An 18,453-nucleotide genomic window follows, 5' to 3' on the forward strand; every position below is an offset into this window, starting at 1 on the left:
TGAATGTACCTGGTGATGGACCCTGTCTGTCACCCGCAAAAGAGAATCGGCTATGGATCTCATTACTATTCTTTCGCGTACCTTCTTCGATATCCCTGCGATGATGGACGTCCTGCCCCAGTTGCTGGCAACGGGGCTGGTTAACACCATGATTATCTCGGTGTCGGCCACGCTACTTGGCACCTTTTTCGGCCTGATCCTGGCGCTGATGGGGATCTCACCTTCGCGCTGGCTGCGCCTGCCTGCCCGGCTGTATACCGACTTGTTTCGCGGCCTGCCTTCCATCCTCACCATTTTGCTTATTGGTCAGGGGCTGGCGCGTTTCAGTTACCAGTTATTTGGCCCCACGCCTTATCCCCTCGGCATCTTTGCCCTAAGCCTGATTGCAAGTGCCTACATGGGTGAAATCTTTCGTGCGGGTATTCAGAGCATCGAACAGGGTCAGATGGAAGCCTGTCGGGCGCTGGGCATGAGTTATAGCCGGGCCATGCGGCTGGTGATCATTCCACAGGGCATCCGGCGTGTATTACCCGCCATCGTGAACCAGTTTATCGCCATCATCAAAGACTCTTCACTGGTGTACCTGCTGGGGCTGATGACTTATCAGCGAGAGCTGTTCCGGGTAGGCCAGGATGCTGCGGTACTGAGCGGCAACCTGTCTCCACTGATGCTGGCCGGCCTGTTTTATCTGGTGATTACCGTGCCACTCACGCACGCCGTGAACCACATCGATATCCGTTACCGCACCGGACGCCGTCGTGCTGCGGCCCCTCAGAGCGGTTTAAAAGAAATCGATGAAGTGGATGTAAAACGGGCGGTCGCGCCCACTGCCTCTCTGACCAGCGGACAAGGACATTAACATGGCAACCTCTTCTGCCTTTCATGGTGCAAGCCTTGAGCTGCGCAATCTGACCCTGGCATACGGCCCGATTGAAGTGCTGCGCAATGTGTCGTTAGCCATCGCCCCCGGCACCACGACCTGCATTATCGGCCCTTCCGGGTCGGGAAAATCGACGTTACTGCGGGGCATAAACCGCCTGCATGAACCGAAAAGCGGCGATGTTTTACTCGCCGGCCGCTCGGTATTAAAAGACAAACCCGATGCGCTGCGACTGCGCATCGGCATGGTGTTTCAACACTTCAATTTGTTCCCCGACCACAGCGCGCTGGAAAACGTGGCGCTGGCACCGTGGAAAGTCAAAGGCCAGCCGAAAGCGAAGGCGCTGAGCATTGCCAGGCAACGTCTGGCCGAAGTGGGATTAGCACAACGCACCGATCATCGACCGCGCGATCTTTCCGGGGGGCAGCAACAACGCGTGGCCATCGCCCGGGCGCTGGCGATGGAACCGGAAGTGATGCTGTTTGACGAAGCCACCTCCGCACTCGACCCCGAACTGGTGAAAGGCGTGCTGACGCTGATGGCCGAGCTGTGTCAGCGTGGCATGACAATGGTGGTGGTGACACATGAGATGGGATTCGCCCGACGCGTTGCCGACCAGGTGGTATTTATGGACGAAGGCGAGATCGTCGAAGCCGGCACGCCCGAGCAACTGTTTGAACGTCCCCAGTCTGCCCGTTTACAGCGATTTTTATCGGAGGTGCTCTGATGTCACATTCTACCGTTTCAGGTCCTGTCCGCACGGCGCTGGTGGGTTTTGGTATTGCCGGAAACGTCTTTCATGCCCCGCTGCTAGCGCACAATGCCGATTACCGGCTTGACGTGATTGTCAGTCGCGATGAACAGCGCGTGGCATCCGCCCAGCAAGGTTACCCGCAGGCACGGATTGTGCCGGACTGGCCTTCGCTGATGCAGCTTATCGACAGCGGTGAAATCGCCCTGGATCTCATCGTGCTGGCCACACCACCCGCACAACATCGTGAACAGGCTTTGCAGGCCAGTATGCGCGGCATTCATCTGGTGGTGGACAAACCCTTCGCCCCTGACGTCGAGGCGGCAGAAGCGATGATTAGCGCTGCCCGTCAAGCCAATACCTTGCTGACGGTCTTTCACAATCGCCGTTGGGATGGGGATTTTCTGACGCTTAAGCGCCTGGTGCAGGAAGAGGCGTTTGGCACAGTAAGAAGTTTTGAATCCCGCTTTGAGTGGTGGCGACCTGAGGGGTTTGGCAACTGGCGTGACACGGTGTCCCTTGCCCAAGGCGGCGGCCTGCTGCTGGATCTCGGCAGTCATCTGATTGATCAGACCATACAGCTATTCGGTCCGGTAGAGGAAGCCAGCGCCGAGTTAGCCCGCTATTCGGGCCAACAGTCGGACACCGACGAGGATTGTTTTGTCTCCTTGCTGCATAAAAACGGCGTGCGTTCGCGGCTGTGGATGAATGGTCAGGCTGCCCTGAACGCCCCGCGCTTCCATCTGCTGGGCAGCACGCGCGCCTTTACCCACTGGGGACTGGATAACCAGGAGCCACAGCTGGCTGCAGGCATGTCGCCCACGGACAACCAGTACGGCGTTACGCCGTCCGAAGGTTATCCCCGGATGGGGACCGCGGAGGAAAGCGATGTCGTTATCCTGGAGCGCGGTAACTATCCCGCATTTTATCAATTGCTTGCCAGTGCGCTTTTGCATGGCGGCCCACCGCCTGTCGAGACAGATGAGGCACTTGCGGTACTGAAGCTTATCGATCAGCTTCATCAGCAAAACCGCGTGCGTACTGCCTGAACGGCGTAACTTTTTAACAAAGGAATCAATCATGACTGAACAAGCTGTAGTCAAAACCGTTGTTGTACTGGGCGGTGGCGTGCTGGGCGTATCAACCGCCTGGCAACTGGCCAAAGCCGGTGCCAGAGTGACGCTGGTAACCGAAGCGGAACTCTGCTCCGGGGCCTCGGGACGTTCACTTTCCTGGCTCAACTCGTCGGGCGAACGGTCGCAACCTTATCATGCGCTAAGAATGGCAGGAATTGCGCGTTACCATACCCTGTTTGCACGCCATCCCGATCTCGACTGGCTGCGTTTTGATGGCGCGCTGTTCTGGGAGGAGGACGATGATGCGGGAACCCTGGCGCGCCATGATTACGAAAAAGCGCATGGCTACGAATCTCTCCTTGTCGATCACACCACAGTAAATCGTGTTGACCCTCAGGTGAACAGAACCGCCCTTACCCGTGTCGCGATTGCCAATCCGGGTGAAGGCTGGGTCAGCCTGCCCCATCTTATGGAACATCTGATTCATGAGTTCAAAGCCTCAGGCGGCGAAGTCGTTGAGCATGCGGGAAAAGCAAGCGTGATCACCACTGCGGGGCATGCGACAGGCATTCGTAGCGAAAAGCGCGGTGAGTTTAGCGCAGATTGTGTGCTCGTCGCCTGTGGCCCCTGGACACCCGAGGTGGTTGCGCCGCTTGGTGTGCACATTGCAAACGCGTCGCCTGTCGCCATGCTGGTCACCAGCACTGCACAAAATCAGGGTTTGCAGGTTGTCATGAACACGCCGCGCGCGGCGATACGCCCCAATCCGGGCAATACGCTGGCGGTGGACCATGACTGGTACGAAGAGGATATCGTTGCGCATGCCGATGGTCAGTACAGCATTGATCAGGCGGTCATCAGCCAGTTAATGGCGGAAGCCGGTAAACTGATTGGTGAGGGTAAACCCCTGGACGCAAAGAGCTGGAAAATCGGGTTAAAGCCGGTTCCGGGTGACGGGGAACCGGTTGTCGGGGAGCTGAAAAAAGTGCCGGGGTGCTTTGTTGCGTTTACCCATTCGGGCGCAACGCTGGCACTGATTTTGGGCGAGCTTCTCACCGATGAAATACTCAATGGTGTGCAACATCCGATGCTCGCCACTTTCCGGCCAGAAAGATTTAGCTAAGCCCTTTCCAGCGTTCATGGCGGTGATGCGGTGATGGCCGTTATGGCGCTGGATGAACGCCCTGAAGCCTGTCACTGCCGTGCATGTCGTTACTGGCGCAGGCTTGATTTTGACTCGCCTGCAGAAAGAGACAAATATCAGGTCTGCTAACCTCGGTTTCCGCAGTTTTAGCGGCTGTGTCTCACACCAGGGCTGTCACGGCGGTCCTGAAAAGCGCCACCGCCAACCCGCTTCGCGCGTTAAAGCACTGTCACGCCGCGCGGGTGATTCAGAGCAATCCGAATCCCCCCAGCAGAAACGCGCGCTGTTGCGTCGCGCGCCGGTCTTGCCCTTTCCCTCCTGCCCGTTAACCGCCAGCAGGGTTAAGCATCCTTTTTTCAGTCATCTACACTTTAGCCATTCATTCCCGGCAACCCGTAGCGGTTAGCCCATGCAAAGGACGACACTATGACTGAACAATCGACAACAAATCACGCCTGGCTTCTGGCTTCACGCCCACAGGGTGAACCAACGGAAGAGAATTTCCGTTATGTTGCGCAGCCGACGCCGGAGCTCAAAGACGGCGAGATCTTACTGCGGACGATTTATCTGTCACTGGACCCTTACATGCGTGGACGCATGGATGAGGGAAAATCGTACGCGCCACCGGCTGAGCTGGATCAACCGATGGTCGGCGGTACGGTATGTCAGGTCGCTGCATCTAAAAACAGTGAGTTTAAAGAGGGCGACTGGGTACTTTGCCAAAGTGGCTGGCAGGAATATGCGGTTTCTGATGGCAAAGATGTTGCCCGTCTGGATAACAATCTGCCCCATCCTTCCTGGGCGCTGGGTATTCTGGGCATGCCCGGTTTTACCGCCTATATGGGATTAATGGACATCGGTCAGCCGAAAGAAGGTGAAACCCTCGTGGTCGCCGCCGCAACCGGTCCGGTGGGTGCCACTGTGGGTCAGTTAGGTAAAATGAAAGGCTGTCGCGTGGTGGGCGTGGCGGGCGGCGAAGAAAAATGCCGTCATGCTGTAGAAAACCTGGGGTTCGATGCCTGTATCAATCACCACAGCCCGGACTTTGAAGAACAGCTTAAAAACGCCTGTCCGGACGGCATCGATATCTATTTCGAAAACGTCGGTGGCAAAGTGTTCGACGCCGTCTTCCCGCTGTTAAACACCGCCGCGCGCGTGCCGGTCTGCGGTCTGGTTTCCGCCTACAGCCAGAAAGCACTCCCTGCCGGTCCGGACAGAACCTCGCTGATTATGGCGGGCATCCTGAAACGTCGTATTCGTATGCAGGGTTTCATTATTTTCCAGGATTACGGCCATCGCTATCCCGAATTCCTGAAAGCCATGACGCCGTTGGTTGAGAGCAAAAAAATTCAGTATCGCGAACACGTGATTGAGGGCCTTGAACAGGCCCCCAAAGCCTTTATCGATATGCTGAACGGCAAAAACTTCGGAAAAACCGTGGTTAAAGTCGCCTCGTAATCCAGCCGATCCTGTAAAAATGCAACGTCCCTGACGTTGCATTTTTTTTATCTGATCGGGCGTGAGACGTGCTCTGCCGCAGCATCGTTGGCGGTTGCTACCGCGTGCGCAAGGTCATGGCCATCATTAAGCGCCTTGCACAAGACGCCCATAAAGCAGTCACCCGCGCCGTGCGTGCTGACCAACGTAATCTGACGGGCAGGCAGGCTGTGCGTTTCGCCGGCTTCGCTGAAAGCCACGCCATGTTCCCCTGCCGTGACCACAACACGACTGAAACGTGATGCCAGCTGCTCTGCCGCCTGTCTGGCTGACAGCAGATCGGTCACCGCTACGCCGCTCATATCCCGGGCTTCAACCGCATTCACCACCAGCAAATCGACGCAGCGTTCAAATTCGGCAGAGAGCTGGCGAGCCGGGGCGGCATTAATGCATACCGGAATACGCTGCCGCCGCGCAGCCTGCGCCGCCGCCAGATTCACCGCTTCCGGCACTTCATTTTGCAACACCAGCATCGACACATCCTGCCAGAAACCGGCCTGCATGAACGGCTCCGCCGCTATGTGCTGATTGGCATTGGATACCACCACCGCACCATAGTCGCCTTCCGCGTCGGTAATCGCCACGCTCATGCCAGACGGGACATCGTTAATCGTTGTGACCGAATCGGTGTTAACCCCGGCCTGACGCAGCGTATTCAGTAAAAACACACCCTGTTCATCGGCCCCTACGGCCCCGATAAAACGTACATCTGCGCCAGCATTGGCTGCCGCTATCGCCTGGTTACCGCCTTTGCCACCAAACTTGTAGTGACAGGCGTTCCCCATTACCGTTTCGCCCTTTTCAGGCCGATGATGGGCATCCAGCATAATGTCGTAATGAAGACTGCCGGTGACTGCAATTTTACTCATGCTCAGAATTCCCGCAGATCCTGAACCGCATGCTGGGTTTTGATCAGGTTTTTCTCCGCCCGCTTTAAATCCTTTTTCGCGATAGCCACGAACAGCGCATCCAGTATATTTAACTGGGCAATTCGTGATGCGGCATTTTCACCTAACAGATGCGATCCCTGAGAAGTTGAATTAAGTACCACATGCGCATGACGCGCAACAGGCGACTCGGCGTAATTCGTAATCACAATCACTCTGGCACCGTTACGGGCGGCTAATTTAACCGGATCGTTCACAGCACGCGTGGCACCGGAGTGACTGATGGCGATAACCACATCATCATCAGATAACACTGCCGCAGACATCAGCATTATATGGGCATCATCATAAGCGGTGGATTTAATCCCAATCTTAAGCATCTTGTGGGAAAGATCGCGCGCAACCGTTGCCGATCCGCCCACGGCATAAAGATCGATATGACGGGCCTTAAAAATAATCTCTGCCGCACGGTTAAATTCAGAGACATCTAAAACCGACAGGGTTTCTTCAATGGCCTGAATTGAGGTTCTGAATACTTTCGCCAGTAACTGTTCCGATGAATCATCGGGCTCAATTTCCGCATGCAAACCTGCCACTTCAGAGGCGTTATAATAAATTAAACTGCTTCTGAAATTTCTGAATCCTGTGAAGTTAAGCTTTTTCGTGATCTTAACCACCATTGCTTCCGATACACCGTTCTCCTGCGCGATCTCTTTTAACGACGTTTGTTCGGTAATATCGGTTCTGGCAGTGATTGCCTCAATAACCCGCCGTTCTAACGGCGTCAGTTGAGGTAATCGCATACGTATCTGAGCGCCAATGGCTCGCGGATCTTGCTTCATTACTTGCCTCGGGTCGCTCGGTCAATCAACATCGCTATGATAATAATAAGACCCGTAGCGAGCAATTGATAAAACGCCTGAATATTAAGCAAGGTCAGACCGTTACGCAGCGCGCCCAAAATAATCACCCCAATCAGGGTGCCAAAGATACTGCCTTTGCCGCCCATTAATGACGCGCCGCCAATGGCCGCAGCGGCGATGGCGTCCAGCTCCCACAGGTTGCCGATGGTCGGTTCCGCCGCGCCCAGGCGGCCAATCAGAATCAGCGATGCCAGAGAGGCCAGCATGCCTGAGATCACGTACACCGTGACTTTGGTTCGTTTGACCGGCACACCGGCCACGCGGGCCGCCTCTTCATTGCCGCCAATCGCCAGAATGTACTCACCCAACGGGGTTTTGTTCATTACCGTCCACAGGCAGAGGGCAATCACGGCCACCACGACGATGGGCGTTGGCACACCGAACACCGTGCTGTTAATCAGGCTGCGGAACGACATCGGAATACCAAAGACCGGATTGCCGCCGGTGTAGATCAGCGCGATGGCACGAAACAGCGACAAGCCGCCCAGCGTCACGATAAAGGGTTGCAGCCCGGCATAGGCGATAAGCGTACCGCTGAAAATACCGCTCAGTGCGCCAATGCCCAGCGTGGCGATAACCGCCAGGGGCACAGGCACGCCAGAGACCATGAGCGTTGCGCCAAACACGGCAGAGAGTGCGGCGGTTGGCCCGACCGATAAATCAATACCGCCTGAAATAATCACCAGCGTCATGCCCAGAGCAATCAAGGCATTAATCGAAGATTGCTGCAAAATATTCAACAGATTCGGGACGGTAAAAAATACCGGCGACAGGAAAGAGAATGTCACCACAATAATCAGTAAGCCAATTAAGGTTCCGGCATCGCGCAGGTTAAATTTCAACAGCGGTGATGCACGGCCAACCGGCTGCATATTTGTTTCAGTCGTCATAGTGATAACCTTTATAGAGAGGTGTTCGCTCAGGCAGTTTCGACATCTTTAATCGCAAAGCGGGCAATATTGTCTTCGGTAATCGCCTCGCCCTTTAACTCTTTCGTTATTTTTCCTTCCCGCATCACTAATACGCGATCGGAGATGCGAATAATTTCTGTCATCTCTGACGAGACAACAATAATGGCTTTACCTGCCTGCGCCAGTCGTTCAATCAGATTATAAATTTCGGATTTGGCACCAATATCAATGCCGCGCGTGGGCTCATCAAATAAAAAGACCTTGGCATCCGCTGCCACCCAGCGTCCGATAATGACTTTTTGTTGATTTCCGCCACTCAGCGTACCGATGGTTTTTTCAATATCCATGGGGCGAAGTTTAAGGTCGCTCATGACATCGTGCGCCACCCGATTTAACCGAAGTTTATTTATCACACCCGCCAGGGTGAACTGACGCATGGACGGCAGCGCCATATTCATCTTCACCGAGCGCGCTTTAATAATGCCCTCTTTTTTCCGGTCTTCCGGTACCAGACCGATTCCGGCTTTTATGGCCGCGCTGATATTATGATTCGGGACGGGCTGACCATTGACCTGTACTGTGCCGCTGCTGCGCTTGTCAATACCGGCAATCAGCTTGAGCAACTCGGTGCGTCCTGCTCCGACCAACCCGGCAATGCCCAACACTTCCCCGCCGTTGACGCTAAAATTAGCGGGTAATATTTCGTTGCCACGCGCCAGATTTTCGACCCGCAACACTTCCTGTGCGGTCACGAAGGCGTTGTGATCGAGCCTTTCTATCTTACGGCCGACCATTTTGGCGACGATGCTCTCTTCATCCTCGTCACAGATATTCACCACCCCGACCTGTTTACCATCGCGCATGATGGTCGCCCGGTCGCAGACCCGGAAAATCTCGTTCATCTTGTGTGACACATAGATCAAGGACACACCCAGCGACTTGAGATCGGCAATCAGTTCAGCCAGCCGGTCAAATTCGCGCGGCGTCAGGCTGGATGTCGGCTCATCCATGGCGATGATTTTAGCGTCATCCAGTAACGCACGGGCAATTTCGACGATCTGCTGCTGAGACACTTTAAGATCTTTGATCGGGCTGTTGGGATCGATCGTGGGATCAAGCCGTTTCAAAATCAGCGTGGCGCGCGACAGCTGGGCTTTTTTATCCACCCACCACCCTTTTGCTTTGGTCAGTGGGCGGCCCAGGAACATATTCTGCGCAACTGAGAGCTCTGGAACGTGTTGCAGTTCCTGGTGGATCATCGCAATCCCCGCATGACGGGCGCTGAGTGGGCTTTTCATCTGCACCGTCTGACCGTTGACGCTGATTTCTCCACTGTCTGCGCCCCGCACGCCGGAAAGAATATTTAACAGCGTGGATTTCCCCGCGCCATTCTCACCAATCAGGGCATGCACTTCACCGGGCTTCACAAAAAAGTCGACATTCTGTAAAGCTGCGGCGCTGCCGTAGGTTTTGTTGATGCCGCGCATCATTAAACGATACTGTTCCATACGCTCTCCGCCAGGCTTACTGTTGCGCTAACAGTTGACGCAGCTTGTCCATGTCTTTGGTGGAAAATGCATCCGCATTCTCTTTGGTGATCAGCGCCTGCGGGGTGGAAACCACGCGTGAAATTTTCTGGCCGTTAATCAAACGCAGCATCACATCCATCGCCACTTCACCCGTCAGCACCGGGAAGCTGTCCACGGTACCGGTCAGTTCACCGCGCTTGATGGACGCATAAGCATCGGAGATCCCGTCAGTACCAAATACGGCTACCTGTTTGGCTTTGTCCATCGAACGCACCGCTTCCACGACACCCAATGCCATGGTGTCGTTATTGGCGTAAAAGCCGATCAGGTCAGGATGCTGTTGCAGAATAGTGCTGGCGGCGTTAAATGCCTGCTCACGGCTCCAGTTGGCCGGTACGCTGGCCACCACATTGAACTTGCCGTTGGCTTTCAGCGTTTCTTTAAATCCACTGGTGCGCTGTCCGGCAGCATAGACGCCAGGCTGGCCTTCAATCACCGCAACTTTGCCGCCCTGCGGATGGTGCTCGATAAACCATTTCGCCACCCGCACACCGTTGTCTTTCTGGACGTTACCGACGTAATGTTCCGCATCCGGCATAACCGCATCGTTAACGTTCACTACCGGGATTTTTTTACTGTTGGCGCTTTCCAGTGCAGGCTCAAGGTTAATGTCGGTTTGCGGGGAAACCAGCAGGCCGTTATAGCCCTGGGAAATCATGGTTTCGGCAATCGACAGTTGACCCAGTTGATCGTCTTCATTCGCTGCGGCCTGATAAGCCACGGTGATGCCATATTTTTTAGCGGCGTTCTGATAACCCTCGCCCAGCAAACGCCAGTATTCATTGGTCAGGGTTTTAGAGACACCACCGATTTTGAGCGATTTATCGATCTTGGGCATCGCGCCATATTTACTGTCGAGCTGCGACCATTCGGTGCGATCCTGTTCGGTATCGGACTTGAGCGGCGCCATCTCTGCGGCATAGACACTGGCGCACAGCAGCGAGGAAGCGATGACGGCGAGTAAACGTTTTTTCATTTTTTCAGCCTTTTATTATGCATTTGTAGGGTAAGATTTTGCTGTTCTGCAACTGACGCCCTGCATTAACGCGCCAGCATAATGTCGTTGACGATTTGCTGTGAGGCGACAGCGTCCTGGCGGCTTATCGCCTCCATCAATGCGGGATTATCGTTAAGCTGGTCGCAAAGCTTGAGTAATCGCGTCACGGTGGCGATGTTGATTTCTGCTTCGCGCACCGGGTCCAGCCCGCTGGCATCCGGGAAGGTGTCAAAATAGTAGGCACCCTGATAACCATCGCGCTGCATCTGCCACAGAAACTCCAGCGTGGCGCGCGGATTAACCGATGCCGCCATCAGCCCGTCATCCCGTTTGCCCCAGCCGTCATTCAAATCCAGCCCCAGCAGCCTTGAACGACGTGCCACCATCGCCGCCGCCCAGGCAGGAATTTCATTGGCGAACAGGACATGGGCAAAATCCAGCGTGATGCCCAGATTAGGGCTACCGGCTTCTTCTACGGCCAGCAGGCAGGTTGTTACGTTAGGAAAGATGCTGTAGGCGCGAGGCTCATTAGGTTTGTATTCAATGCTCACATCCACGTCCGGCGCATAGTCGGCGATTTCACGCACCGCACTCACCGCATCCTCCCAGATTTTTTTGTAATCGACCTGGAAGCAGTAGTCGAAACCGTCCTGCCCCATCCATAACGTCATTAACCGCGAGCCAAATTCGCGGCCGGTATCGATGCCGCGCTTGGTCAGATCAATCGCCTCACGGCGAATCTTTGCGTCGGGATGCGTGAACGCACCGATTTTGAACTGCGGTGCATCCCAGCGCATCTGCATGCCGTTGACCGCCAGGCCGGCGTCGTCGATAGCCTGACGCAGGGTTTTCACATCACTGGTCAGGTGCTGGGGATAGTTGAGATCCAAATGCGTTAAGCCTTTAACCTTGCCCGCGCGCGCAACCATTTGCAGTACAGAGGGTTTGCCCTGCAAATCCGGCCAGTAGAGATGTGCCCCTGAAGCGAATGAGTTAAGACGTGTAGCAAACTTTAAATCTGACATGAGGCTCAATCCTTAGTAACAGGGTTGTAATGTACTTTCCTTTTTCACAACTAACTGTGAAGTTATAATAGAATTTACTCTTTACGCGATAACGCGCAACCGTTGTTGTGGGGGAAATAAGTAAATTGCGAGAGCGGTCACGTATTAATCACCTCAGGCAACAACCTGTGGTGGTCAGTCAAAAAGACACAACCTCTGCGTTAGCAAGGCGTTGCAGGACAGGTGCGGAAAGCGCGTCAGAAACGGGCGGGCGCCGTGAAAATGCACATCGGCGCGGGATCGGCCGTTGCTGTCTCCAGATTTACGCTACGCTTACTCCATGCATTACCCTTACAAAAATGGAGACAATTTCAATGAGTCATGATGAGCGTAAACCCACCACAACAGACGCTGGTATCCCCGTCGCCAGCGATGAACACTCCCTTTCCGTCGGTCCCGACGGTCCGCTGGTGCTTCACGACCACTACCTGATTGAACAAATGGCCAACTTCAACCGCGAGCGCATTCCTGAGCGGCAACCCCATGCGAAAGGAAGCGGCGCGTTTGGCTTTTTTGAGGTGACTGAAGATGTGAGTCGCTACACCAAAGCCAAAGTCTTTCAGCCGGGCACGAAAACCGACGTCGTGATGCGTTTTTCAACGGTGGCTGGCGAGCGCGGCAGTCCGGATACCTGGCGCGATCCGCGCGGATTTTCCATTAAGTTTTATACCAGCGAAGGCAATTACGACATGGTGGGCAACAATACACCGGTGTTCTTTATTCGCGATCCCATGAAGTTCCAGCATTTTATCCGCTCGCAAAAGCGCCGCGCCGATAACAATCTGCGTGACAACGACATGCAGTGGGATTTCTGGACCCTGTCACCCGAATCCTCACACCAGGTCACCTGGCTGATGGGCGATCGCGGTATCCCTAAAAACTGGCGTCATATGAATGGTTACTCCAGCCACACCTATATGTGGGTGAATGACCAGGGTGAGAAGTTCTGGGTGAAATACCACTTCCATACCGATCAGGGCATTGAAAACCTGACGCAGGAAGAAGCCGACAAGCTGGCAGGGGAAGATGGCGATTACCACACGCGTGACCTGTTCATGTCTATCAAAAACGGCCATTTCCCGAGCTGGACGCTGTACATGCAGATCATGCCGTTTGCCGACGCTGACCACTATCGTTACAACCCTTTCGATTTGACCAAGGTCTGGCCGCACAGTGATTATCCGCTAATCAAAGTCGGCAAGCTGACGCTCAACCGGAACCCGACCGATAACCATGCGCAGATTGAACAGGCCGCTTTCGAGCCCAATAATCTGGTGCCTGGCATTGGACTCAGCCCGGACAAGATGCTTCTCGGTCGCGTGTTTGCCTATGCCGACGCCCACCGCGCACGACTTGGGGTGAACTATAAGCAGATTCCGGTTAATGCCCCGCAGTCGCCGGTGAACAGCTACAGCAAAGATGGCGCGATGCGCATGAACCCGGTGTCCGATCCGGTTTATGCTCCTAACAGCAAAGGTGGCCCCGCCGCCGATGGCGATCGTTATCCCACCGACTCTGTCTGGTCTGCCAGCGGTGATATGGTGCGTGCGCCTTACACTTTGCGTCGGGACGATGACGACGTCGGCCAGGCAAATACCTTAATCAACAAGGTGATGGATGACGCCGCGCGCGACAGGCTGGTGAATAATGTCAGCGGGCATCTGCTGAACGGCGTTGAAGAACCGGTGCTTTCACGTGCCTTTGCCTACTGGCGCAATATCGATCAAACCATCGGCGACCGTATCGCCAGCAAGGTGCAGGAAGCGCGCGCTAAGCGCTAACCCGCACGTCAAACGGTGGCGTTCGCCACCGTTTATTGGCTTTTCTGACGTTCTCAGCCATGTCTGGCACAAAACTGCTCAATGTCGTCTGACTGAAAATCGGCCAGGTTTGCCATGATTTTTTCCAGCGGCCAGTTCCACCATGCAATGTGCTGTAACCGGCTTGCAATGGCCGGATGAAAGCGAACGCGAATCGGTTTTGCTGGCACACCGCCGACCACGGTATAAGGCGCAACGTCTTTCGTCACCACCGCACCCGCCGCCAGGACCGCCCCATCGCCTACCGTCACGCCCGGCAGCACAATCACGCCATGGCCTATCCAGACGTCGTTGCCAATCACTACCCGGTCCTCACGGCGCGCCGTGAAAAAACCGTGGTCGCGCGTCGCGGCAGCATCATAATACTCTGGGCAATAGGTAAAGCGGTGTTGTGATGCCCGATCCATAGGATGGTTGGGCGCGCCAATACGCACCTGATTGGCGATGGCGGTGAAGCGGCCTATTTCGGTATCGGCTATGCAGCAGTGCTCGCCGACGTAAGAGAAATCGCCAATGGCGCTGTACTCAAGGTAACTGTGCGCCAAAATTTCACACTGCGCCCCAACCTCGGTTTCACGCATACGTACGCTGGTGTCAATTTCGGTCTGCTGAAGCCTGGCGGGTTTGACTGCGGCAAGTGACATGAAAAAACTCCCTGATCTGGTCTGATGTCTGGATAAGTCGTGCCTTTCGGGCGCCTGATTGCCGCGCCACTGTAGCCGGGAAAGATGACAGGCAATTGACAACGAAAAAGGCGGAGTGGTTAGCTCCGCCTTGGTCAAAGTTCCGGTTAGTTTGCATGACCGGTCAGTTGCATAAGGGCAACGATGATCTGCAAGATGATCCGGATAATCTCCAGAATCAGCTTTGTCAGTTCCATCACTTTCCTTCTCCCACAACAGGAGCGCGCTGTTCAGCAGCCGGGGCTTTACCCTTACCCGCCGGGTGCCTGAGCACATCTTTGTGGAGAGGGCTGAGCGGCACTCATGGTTTAAGCCACAGGTCAGCACCACCTGTTACCTGCCGGGATTTATGTAACCGTGCTCCCCTGGAAGCAGTCAGTTAACCATGAGGCGATGCTCAACACTCAACACCTGTATAAATATACAGCATTCTGGCTAAACTTGAAGTCTGCGGCGGCACTCTTTACAATCTGTTTGTGGAGAGTGCTGAGCACCTCGTTCGCCATCCGGTTACCCGCCGGGCAACGAACACAAGAAAAAAGGATTTGGCGTGATGCCAAATCCTTTTTTTATGCCTGCTATTTATCGCTTAGTTCGCCGAACTGACGCGCCAGATGGAATCACCCGCATCATCTGCGATGATTAAACCGCCCTGTTTGTCACTGTCCAGGCCGACCGGTAAGCCGCGCACCTCTTTTTCATCTTCGGTTAAAAAGCCCGATACCACAGTTTGCGGTTGCCCCACCGGTTTTCCGTTCTCGAACTTCACCCAAACCACTTTGTAGCCGTTAAGCGGTTTACGGTTCCAGCTCCCGTGCTCGCTGATAAATGCGCCGCCGCGATACTGTGGCATATTCTCCGCGCCATAGAACAGCAATCCCAACGGGGCGACATGCGAGCTTAGTGCATAGTCAGGCTTGATCGCTTTTTCGACCAGGTCTGGACGCTGCGGCTGTGCCCGTACATCCACATGTTGACCAAAATAGCTGTAGGGCCAGCCATAGAAGCCGTTCTCTTTCACGGAGGTCAGGTAATCAGGCACGAGGTCCGAACCGATTTCGTCACGCTCGTTAATCACCGCCCACAGCTGCTTCGTCTGGGGTTCCCAGCCAAGACCGGTGGGATTACGCAAACCGCTGGCGTAGATACGACTGGCACCGCTGGCGGCATCCACTTCCAGAATGGCGGCGCGGCGATATTCTGCGCCGATGCCGTTCTCGGTAATGTTGCTGTTGGAACCCACGCCAACATAGAGTTTACTGCCGTCCGGACTGGCGAGCAGCGCTTTGGTCCAGTGGTGGTTGATCGGGCCGCCAGGTAACTCGGTAACCCGTTGCGGAGCGGTCCGAATTTCGGTTTGTCCTTCGGTATAAGGGAATTTCACCAGGCTGTCTGCGTTGGCGACATACAAGGTGTTACCCACCAGCTGCATACCAAACGGGGCGCTCAGGTTGTCAATAAAGCGGTGCTGTTCCCATTTTCCGTTAACGTTACGCAGCAGGGTAATGCGGTTGCCGCCCTTACCACCTTTCCCCGAGGCATTTTTCACCAGACCGGTGATTAACTCTTTGGGTTTCGTCGTGGGTTTGGGCATGCCGTTGGATTCGGCAATCAGAATATCGTTATTGGGCAGCACATAAACCTGACGCGGATGCTGAAGATGGTCAGCAATCTTCTCAATCTTCAGGCCCTGCGCCACCGTGGGTTTTTCACCGTTCTTCCACGGCACGCCTTTAGGCACCTGCATTGGCGGCACCATAAAGTTTTTGGCTTCGGGTAATTCGGGATTGGCACCCGTTTGCTTTTGCGGATCGATTGTCGCACCGGTATCACAACCCGTCAGCAGGGCCATCATCGTCAGCGCAATAAGGGAATGTTGCGGCATTTTCATTATGGCTTCTCCTTAAGCAGTACGTTGACGCAGTGCAAGTTGCACATTCGCCAGCAGCAGCAGTATCACGACCAGCGTCGACAGCACAGCCGCCGTAGGCACCACGGCATAAGCATCACGGCTGTGAATAAAGGCATTGGCGATAGCCAGAAGAACGGCAACCAGGGAAAGCCAGAAATGGGTTTTCTCGGGTGCGGTACTGCCGCGAAACATATAAACCAGACTAATTACTCGGGGCAGGATGGCCATCACCAGGCCGATGGCAATCAGCCAGCTGGCACTGATTGACCAGAGAATGATATAGGTCTTCATATAGATGATGTCGAACAACCAGGCTGCCACAAAAAAGCCAAGCGGCACGGGTTCCAGAAGAGCATAAAGCGTCACGGCAACGGCCGATCGTCCAGAGGTATTGCGCATTTTCATCTCCATTTTCAATAATAATACCGCTCAGGCACAGCGCATTACGTTTCCATCGCGCGGTAAACCTGCCTGTAAAATATTAGTAAACCTGAAGGAAAATGAAGGTTTTAATTCACATTCGTGGTGTTTTTTACTGCAACCGCGTTGCGGTTAGGGATGTGGCGGCAGAAAGCGGCCCGGATAATCTGCCTGAATAGCCTGTTGAGCCGGGTGGCGGCCAAACCACCTGTAGCGGTTTAGCGCAATACAGTCGTAAAAAAAATTACTGATGCGCGGGGGAAACCAGCGCAGCACGCTCAGCGCCCGCCACGGCATCGGTAGCTGCTGCATCACACGCAGCACCGCCTGTGCCCGCAGCCAGTGCCGATCGCCACGGATATAGACGATGGTATTGATATTGTCCTCCGGCAACCCCGCCCACTTCAGCAGCGCTTTGCCCTGCTCACTTTGCACTGCAGCAAAACGGACCTGCTGCGCCAGTCGATGGCGCAGCAGGAAACTCACCCAGCCTGTACAGAGTTTGCAAACGCCATCATAAAGCACGACGCTCTCGCCCGTTTGCAGATAAGGCGGCTGTGGCATGCTGCTTCTCCTCGGTATTATCCTCATCAGAAGCAGTATAGCCTGCCCGGCCCAGAGACTGAGCCAGCCACTGGATCACGGCGTGCTCGTCGATAGCACTGGCATTGACCTTTAACAGCGGCCCCAGTGCCATCGGCTGCGCTTCCTCAGCCAGACGACGCAACTCAGGAAGGTACTCAGCACCGGGATGACCCGGCATGCGTTGCGTCAGCCGCGCCTGGTAGCGTGCCACGGCGGCGTCCGGTGAGATCTGCATCCACACCTCCAGCACGTCATTCACGCCAGCCCGCTGTAATCCCTGCTCCAGTACCGTTTTAGGCTGAAAGCCAAACCAGGCATCAATCAGGAATACGCAGTCGCTGGGCGACTGGCCGATGATATTCCAGATAGCCTGATAAGCCGCACAGCCCAGCTGTCGGTTGCGCTGGCGATCGACCGGCGCAAAGCTGGACATAAACGGCTCCTTCAGGCTGTCCAGCGTTAACACCGGCAAGGAAAAGCGCTGTGACAACGTGCGGGCCAGCGTGCTTTTCCCGGAGGCAGGAATCCCGTTAACTAACACCACGCGCTTTATGTCAGTCTCACTGGTCATAGGATCTCCATTACTTCCGCAACGCTGCTGGCACGCCGTAATTTTACCAGCGTCTCTTCATCCTCAAGCATACTGACAATGGCGCGAATGCCCTCTTCTATGTGCGCATTACTGTCGCGGGCACCAAACATGATCACAATATCCGCCTTATCGCTTCCCTCAAACGAGATGGGTTCCGCCAGCAATACCATGCTGAAGCAGTCGCGGATAACGCCCGTTTCCGGGCGGGCATGGGGAATAGCGATACCTTCTTCAAACACGTAATAGGCACCATGCGTCAGCGTATTATCAATGACCGCCTGAGGATAAGAGGCATGAACATAACCGCCCTCCACCAACGGTTTTGCCGCCATGGCAATCACCTGCCGCCAGTCCCTGGCGGCAATGCCTACCTGAACAGCATTGGCTTCCTGTAATAACTGTTTAATGGTCATTACTGCTCCTTAAACTGATTTACGCACCAGATTACGTAATTCATCAATTTTCACAAAAAGAGGATCAATGTCATCCCGGTAACGACGGCTTTTCGCAAACAGGGATAATGCACGATTATATTCCAGCATTAATTGTTTCTGCGTTTCAATATCGCCTGAATTAATCGCCAGTTTCGCTTCCAGCGCCGTTATTTTTTCACTGACACTTTCTGCCTGACGATCCCGTTCTGCATCATCTGGGGCATTATTTCCCCCTTTCTTTTTCATGAATCCAAACATAGCGTCTCCTGCCCCGAAAAGCGCCAGGGC

Annotated in this window: 20 protein-coding genes; 7 read left to right on the top strand and 13 right to left on the bottom strand. The window is 54.7% G+C overall.

Annotation, left to right across the window (positions count from 1 at the left end; genetic code table 11):
* The first annotated feature begins 52 nt into the window (after nucleotides 1-52).
* From FBY13_RS00875 to FBY13_RS00900, 6 genes are read left to right on the top strand one after another with little or no spacing between them, the layout of a single operon-like run.
* Nucleotides 53-859: an amino acid ABC transporter permease gene (locus FBY13_RS00875; RefSeq protein ID WP_096010648.1), complete on the top strand. Its 807-nt coding sequence runs from the start codon at nucleotides 53-55 to the stop codon at nucleotides 857-859.
* A gap of 1 nt (nucleotide 860) precedes the next feature.
* Complete coding sequence (locus FBY13_RS00880) at nucleotides 861-1,607, top strand: amino acid ABC transporter ATP-binding protein (protein ID WP_063879568.1); 747 nt, start codon at nucleotides 861-863, stop codon at nucleotides 1,605-1,607.
* Nucleotides 1,607-2,680, top strand: a complete 1,074-nt coding sequence (locus FBY13_RS00885; RefSeq protein WP_145393237.1) for a Gfo/Idh/MocA family oxidoreductase — start codon at nucleotides 1,607-1,609, stop codon at nucleotides 2,678-2,680. Before FBY13_RS00880 ends, FBY13_RS00885 begins: the two co-directional genes overlap by 1 nt.
* 31 nt (nucleotides 2,681-2,711) lie before the next feature.
* The gene (locus FBY13_RS00890; RefSeq protein ID WP_145393238.1) at nucleotides 2,712-3,830 is read left to right on the top strand and encodes an FAD-binding oxidoreductase; all 1,119 of its coding nucleotides are present in this window, start codon (nucleotides 2,712-2,714) and stop codon (nucleotides 3,828-3,830) included.
* A 52-nt stretch (nucleotides 3,831-3,882) separates the two neighbouring features.
* Nucleotides 3,883-4,257 (top strand): hypothetical protein, encoded by a 375-nt coding sequence (locus FBY13_RS00895; RefSeq protein WP_063879565.1) that lies wholly within the window; start codon nucleotides 3,883-3,885, stop codon nucleotides 4,255-4,257.
* A 20-nt stretch (nucleotides 4,258-4,277) separates the two neighbouring features.
* Nucleotides 4,278-5,309, top strand: coding sequence for an NADP-dependent oxidoreductase (locus FBY13_RS00900; protein WP_145393239.1), 1,032 nt, complete (start codon nucleotides 4,278-4,280; stop codon nucleotides 5,307-5,309).
* Nucleotides 5,310-5,356: 47 nt separating this feature from the next.
* Here the strand turns inward: FBY13_RS00900 and FBY13_RS00905 are convergent, their stop codons facing one another.
* The 6 genes from FBY13_RS00905 to FBY13_RS00930 all read right to left on the bottom strand — a co-directional run bounded on the left by FBY13_RS00905 (nucleotide 5,357) and on the right by FBY13_RS00930 (nucleotide 11,680).
* Nucleotides 5,357-6,217 (bottom strand): PfkB family carbohydrate kinase, encoded by an 861-nt coding sequence (locus tag FBY13_RS00905; protein ID WP_145393240.1) that lies wholly within the window; start codon nucleotides 6,215-6,217, stop codon nucleotides 5,357-5,359.
* Between the two features lie 2 nt (nucleotides 6,218-6,219).
* Entirely contained in the window at nucleotides 6,220-7,077 is an 858-nt protein-coding gene (locus FBY13_RS00910) for a MurR/RpiR family transcriptional regulator (protein ID WP_096010654.1), read from the bottom strand.
* Complete coding sequence (locus FBY13_RS00915) at nucleotides 7,077-8,048, bottom strand: ABC transporter permease (protein ID WP_096010655.1); 972 nt, start codon at nucleotides 8,046-8,048, stop codon at nucleotides 7,077-7,079. The genes FBY13_RS00910 and FBY13_RS00915 overlap by 1 nt, the downstream gene beginning before the upstream one ends.
* 29 nt (nucleotides 8,049-8,077) lie before the next feature.
* Complete coding sequence (locus FBY13_RS00920; protein WP_145393241.1) at nucleotides 8,078-9,577, bottom strand: sugar ABC transporter ATP-binding protein; 1,500 nt, start codon at nucleotides 9,575-9,577, stop codon at nucleotides 8,078-8,080.
* A 16-nt stretch (nucleotides 9,578-9,593) separates the two neighbouring features.
* The gene (locus FBY13_RS00925; RefSeq protein ID WP_145393242.1) at nucleotides 9,594-10,634 is read right to left on the bottom strand and encodes a substrate-binding domain-containing protein; all 1,041 of its coding nucleotides are present in this window, start codon (nucleotides 10,632-10,634) and stop codon (nucleotides 9,594-9,596) included.
* A gap of 65 nt (nucleotides 10,635-10,699) precedes the next feature.
* The gene (locus FBY13_RS00930) at nucleotides 10,700-11,680 is read right to left on the bottom strand and encodes a TIM barrel protein (protein WP_109716330.1); all 981 of its coding nucleotides are present in this window, start codon (nucleotides 11,678-11,680) and stop codon (nucleotides 10,700-10,702) included.
* Nucleotides 11,681-12,033: 353 nt separating this feature from the next.
* On the opposite strand from FBY13_RS00930, the gene FBY13_RS00935 reads away from it, so the two are divergent.
* Nucleotides 12,034-13,500, top strand: coding sequence for a catalase (locus FBY13_RS00935; RefSeq protein ID WP_063879557.1), 1,467 nt, complete (start codon nucleotides 12,034-12,036; stop codon nucleotides 13,498-13,500).
* Between the two features lie 53 nt (nucleotides 13,501-13,553).
* Here the strand turns inward: FBY13_RS00935 and FBY13_RS00940 are convergent, their stop codons facing one another.
* The 7 genes from FBY13_RS00940 to FBY13_RS00975 all read right to left on the bottom strand — a co-directional run bounded on the left by FBY13_RS00940 (nucleotide 13,554) and on the right by FBY13_RS00975 (nucleotide 18,423).
* On the bottom strand, nucleotides 13,554-14,183 hold the full coding sequence (locus tag FBY13_RS00940; RefSeq protein ID WP_063879556.1) for a DapH/DapD/GlmU-related protein: 630 nt from the start codon (nucleotides 14,181-14,183) through the stop codon (nucleotides 13,554-13,556).
* Nucleotides 14,184-14,811: 628 nt separating this feature from the next.
* On the bottom strand, nucleotides 14,812-16,113 hold the full coding sequence (locus FBY13_RS00950) for a sorbosone dehydrogenase family protein (protein ID WP_145393243.1): 1,302 nt from the start codon (nucleotides 16,111-16,113) through the stop codon (nucleotides 14,812-14,814).
* 12 nt (nucleotides 16,114-16,125) lie between these two features.
* A complete protein-coding gene (locus FBY13_RS00955; protein ID WP_063879554.1) occupies nucleotides 16,126-16,533 on the bottom strand; it encodes a DUF2231 domain-containing protein in 408 nt (135 codons plus the stop codon).
* A gap of 153 nt (nucleotides 16,534-16,686) precedes the next feature.
* Nucleotides 16,687-17,118, bottom strand: coding sequence for a thiol-disulfide oxidoreductase DCC family protein (locus FBY13_RS00960; RefSeq protein ID WP_109716328.1), 432 nt, complete (start codon nucleotides 17,116-17,118; stop codon nucleotides 16,687-16,689).
* Nucleotides 17,069-17,710, bottom strand: a complete 642-nt coding sequence (locus tag FBY13_RS00965) for a hypothetical protein (protein WP_063879552.1) — start codon at nucleotides 17,708-17,710, stop codon at nucleotides 17,069-17,071. The genes FBY13_RS00960 and FBY13_RS00965 overlap by 50 nt, the downstream gene beginning before the upstream one ends.
* Nucleotides 17,707-18,144 carry a PTS sugar transporter subunit IIA gene (locus FBY13_RS00970; RefSeq protein WP_063879551.1) on the bottom strand — a complete coding sequence of 146 codons (438 nt, stop codon included), beginning with the start codon at nucleotides 18,142-18,144 and terminating at the stop codon, nucleotides 17,707-17,709. Before FBY13_RS00970 ends, FBY13_RS00965 begins: the two co-directional genes overlap by 4 nt.
* A gap of 9 nt (nucleotides 18,145-18,153) precedes the next feature.
* A complete protein-coding gene (locus tag FBY13_RS00975) occupies nucleotides 18,154-18,423 on the bottom strand; it encodes a hypothetical protein (protein ID WP_063879550.1) in 270 nt (89 codons plus the stop codon).
* Between the last annotated feature and the right edge of the window lie 30 nt (nucleotides 18,424-18,453).

The sequence above is a fragment of the Pantoea sp. SJZ147 genome (assembly GCF_007828605.1).
In the GTDB taxonomy this organism is placed as follows: domain Bacteria; phylum Pseudomonadota; class Gammaproteobacteria; order Enterobacterales; family Enterobacteriaceae; genus Pantoea; species Pantoea allii.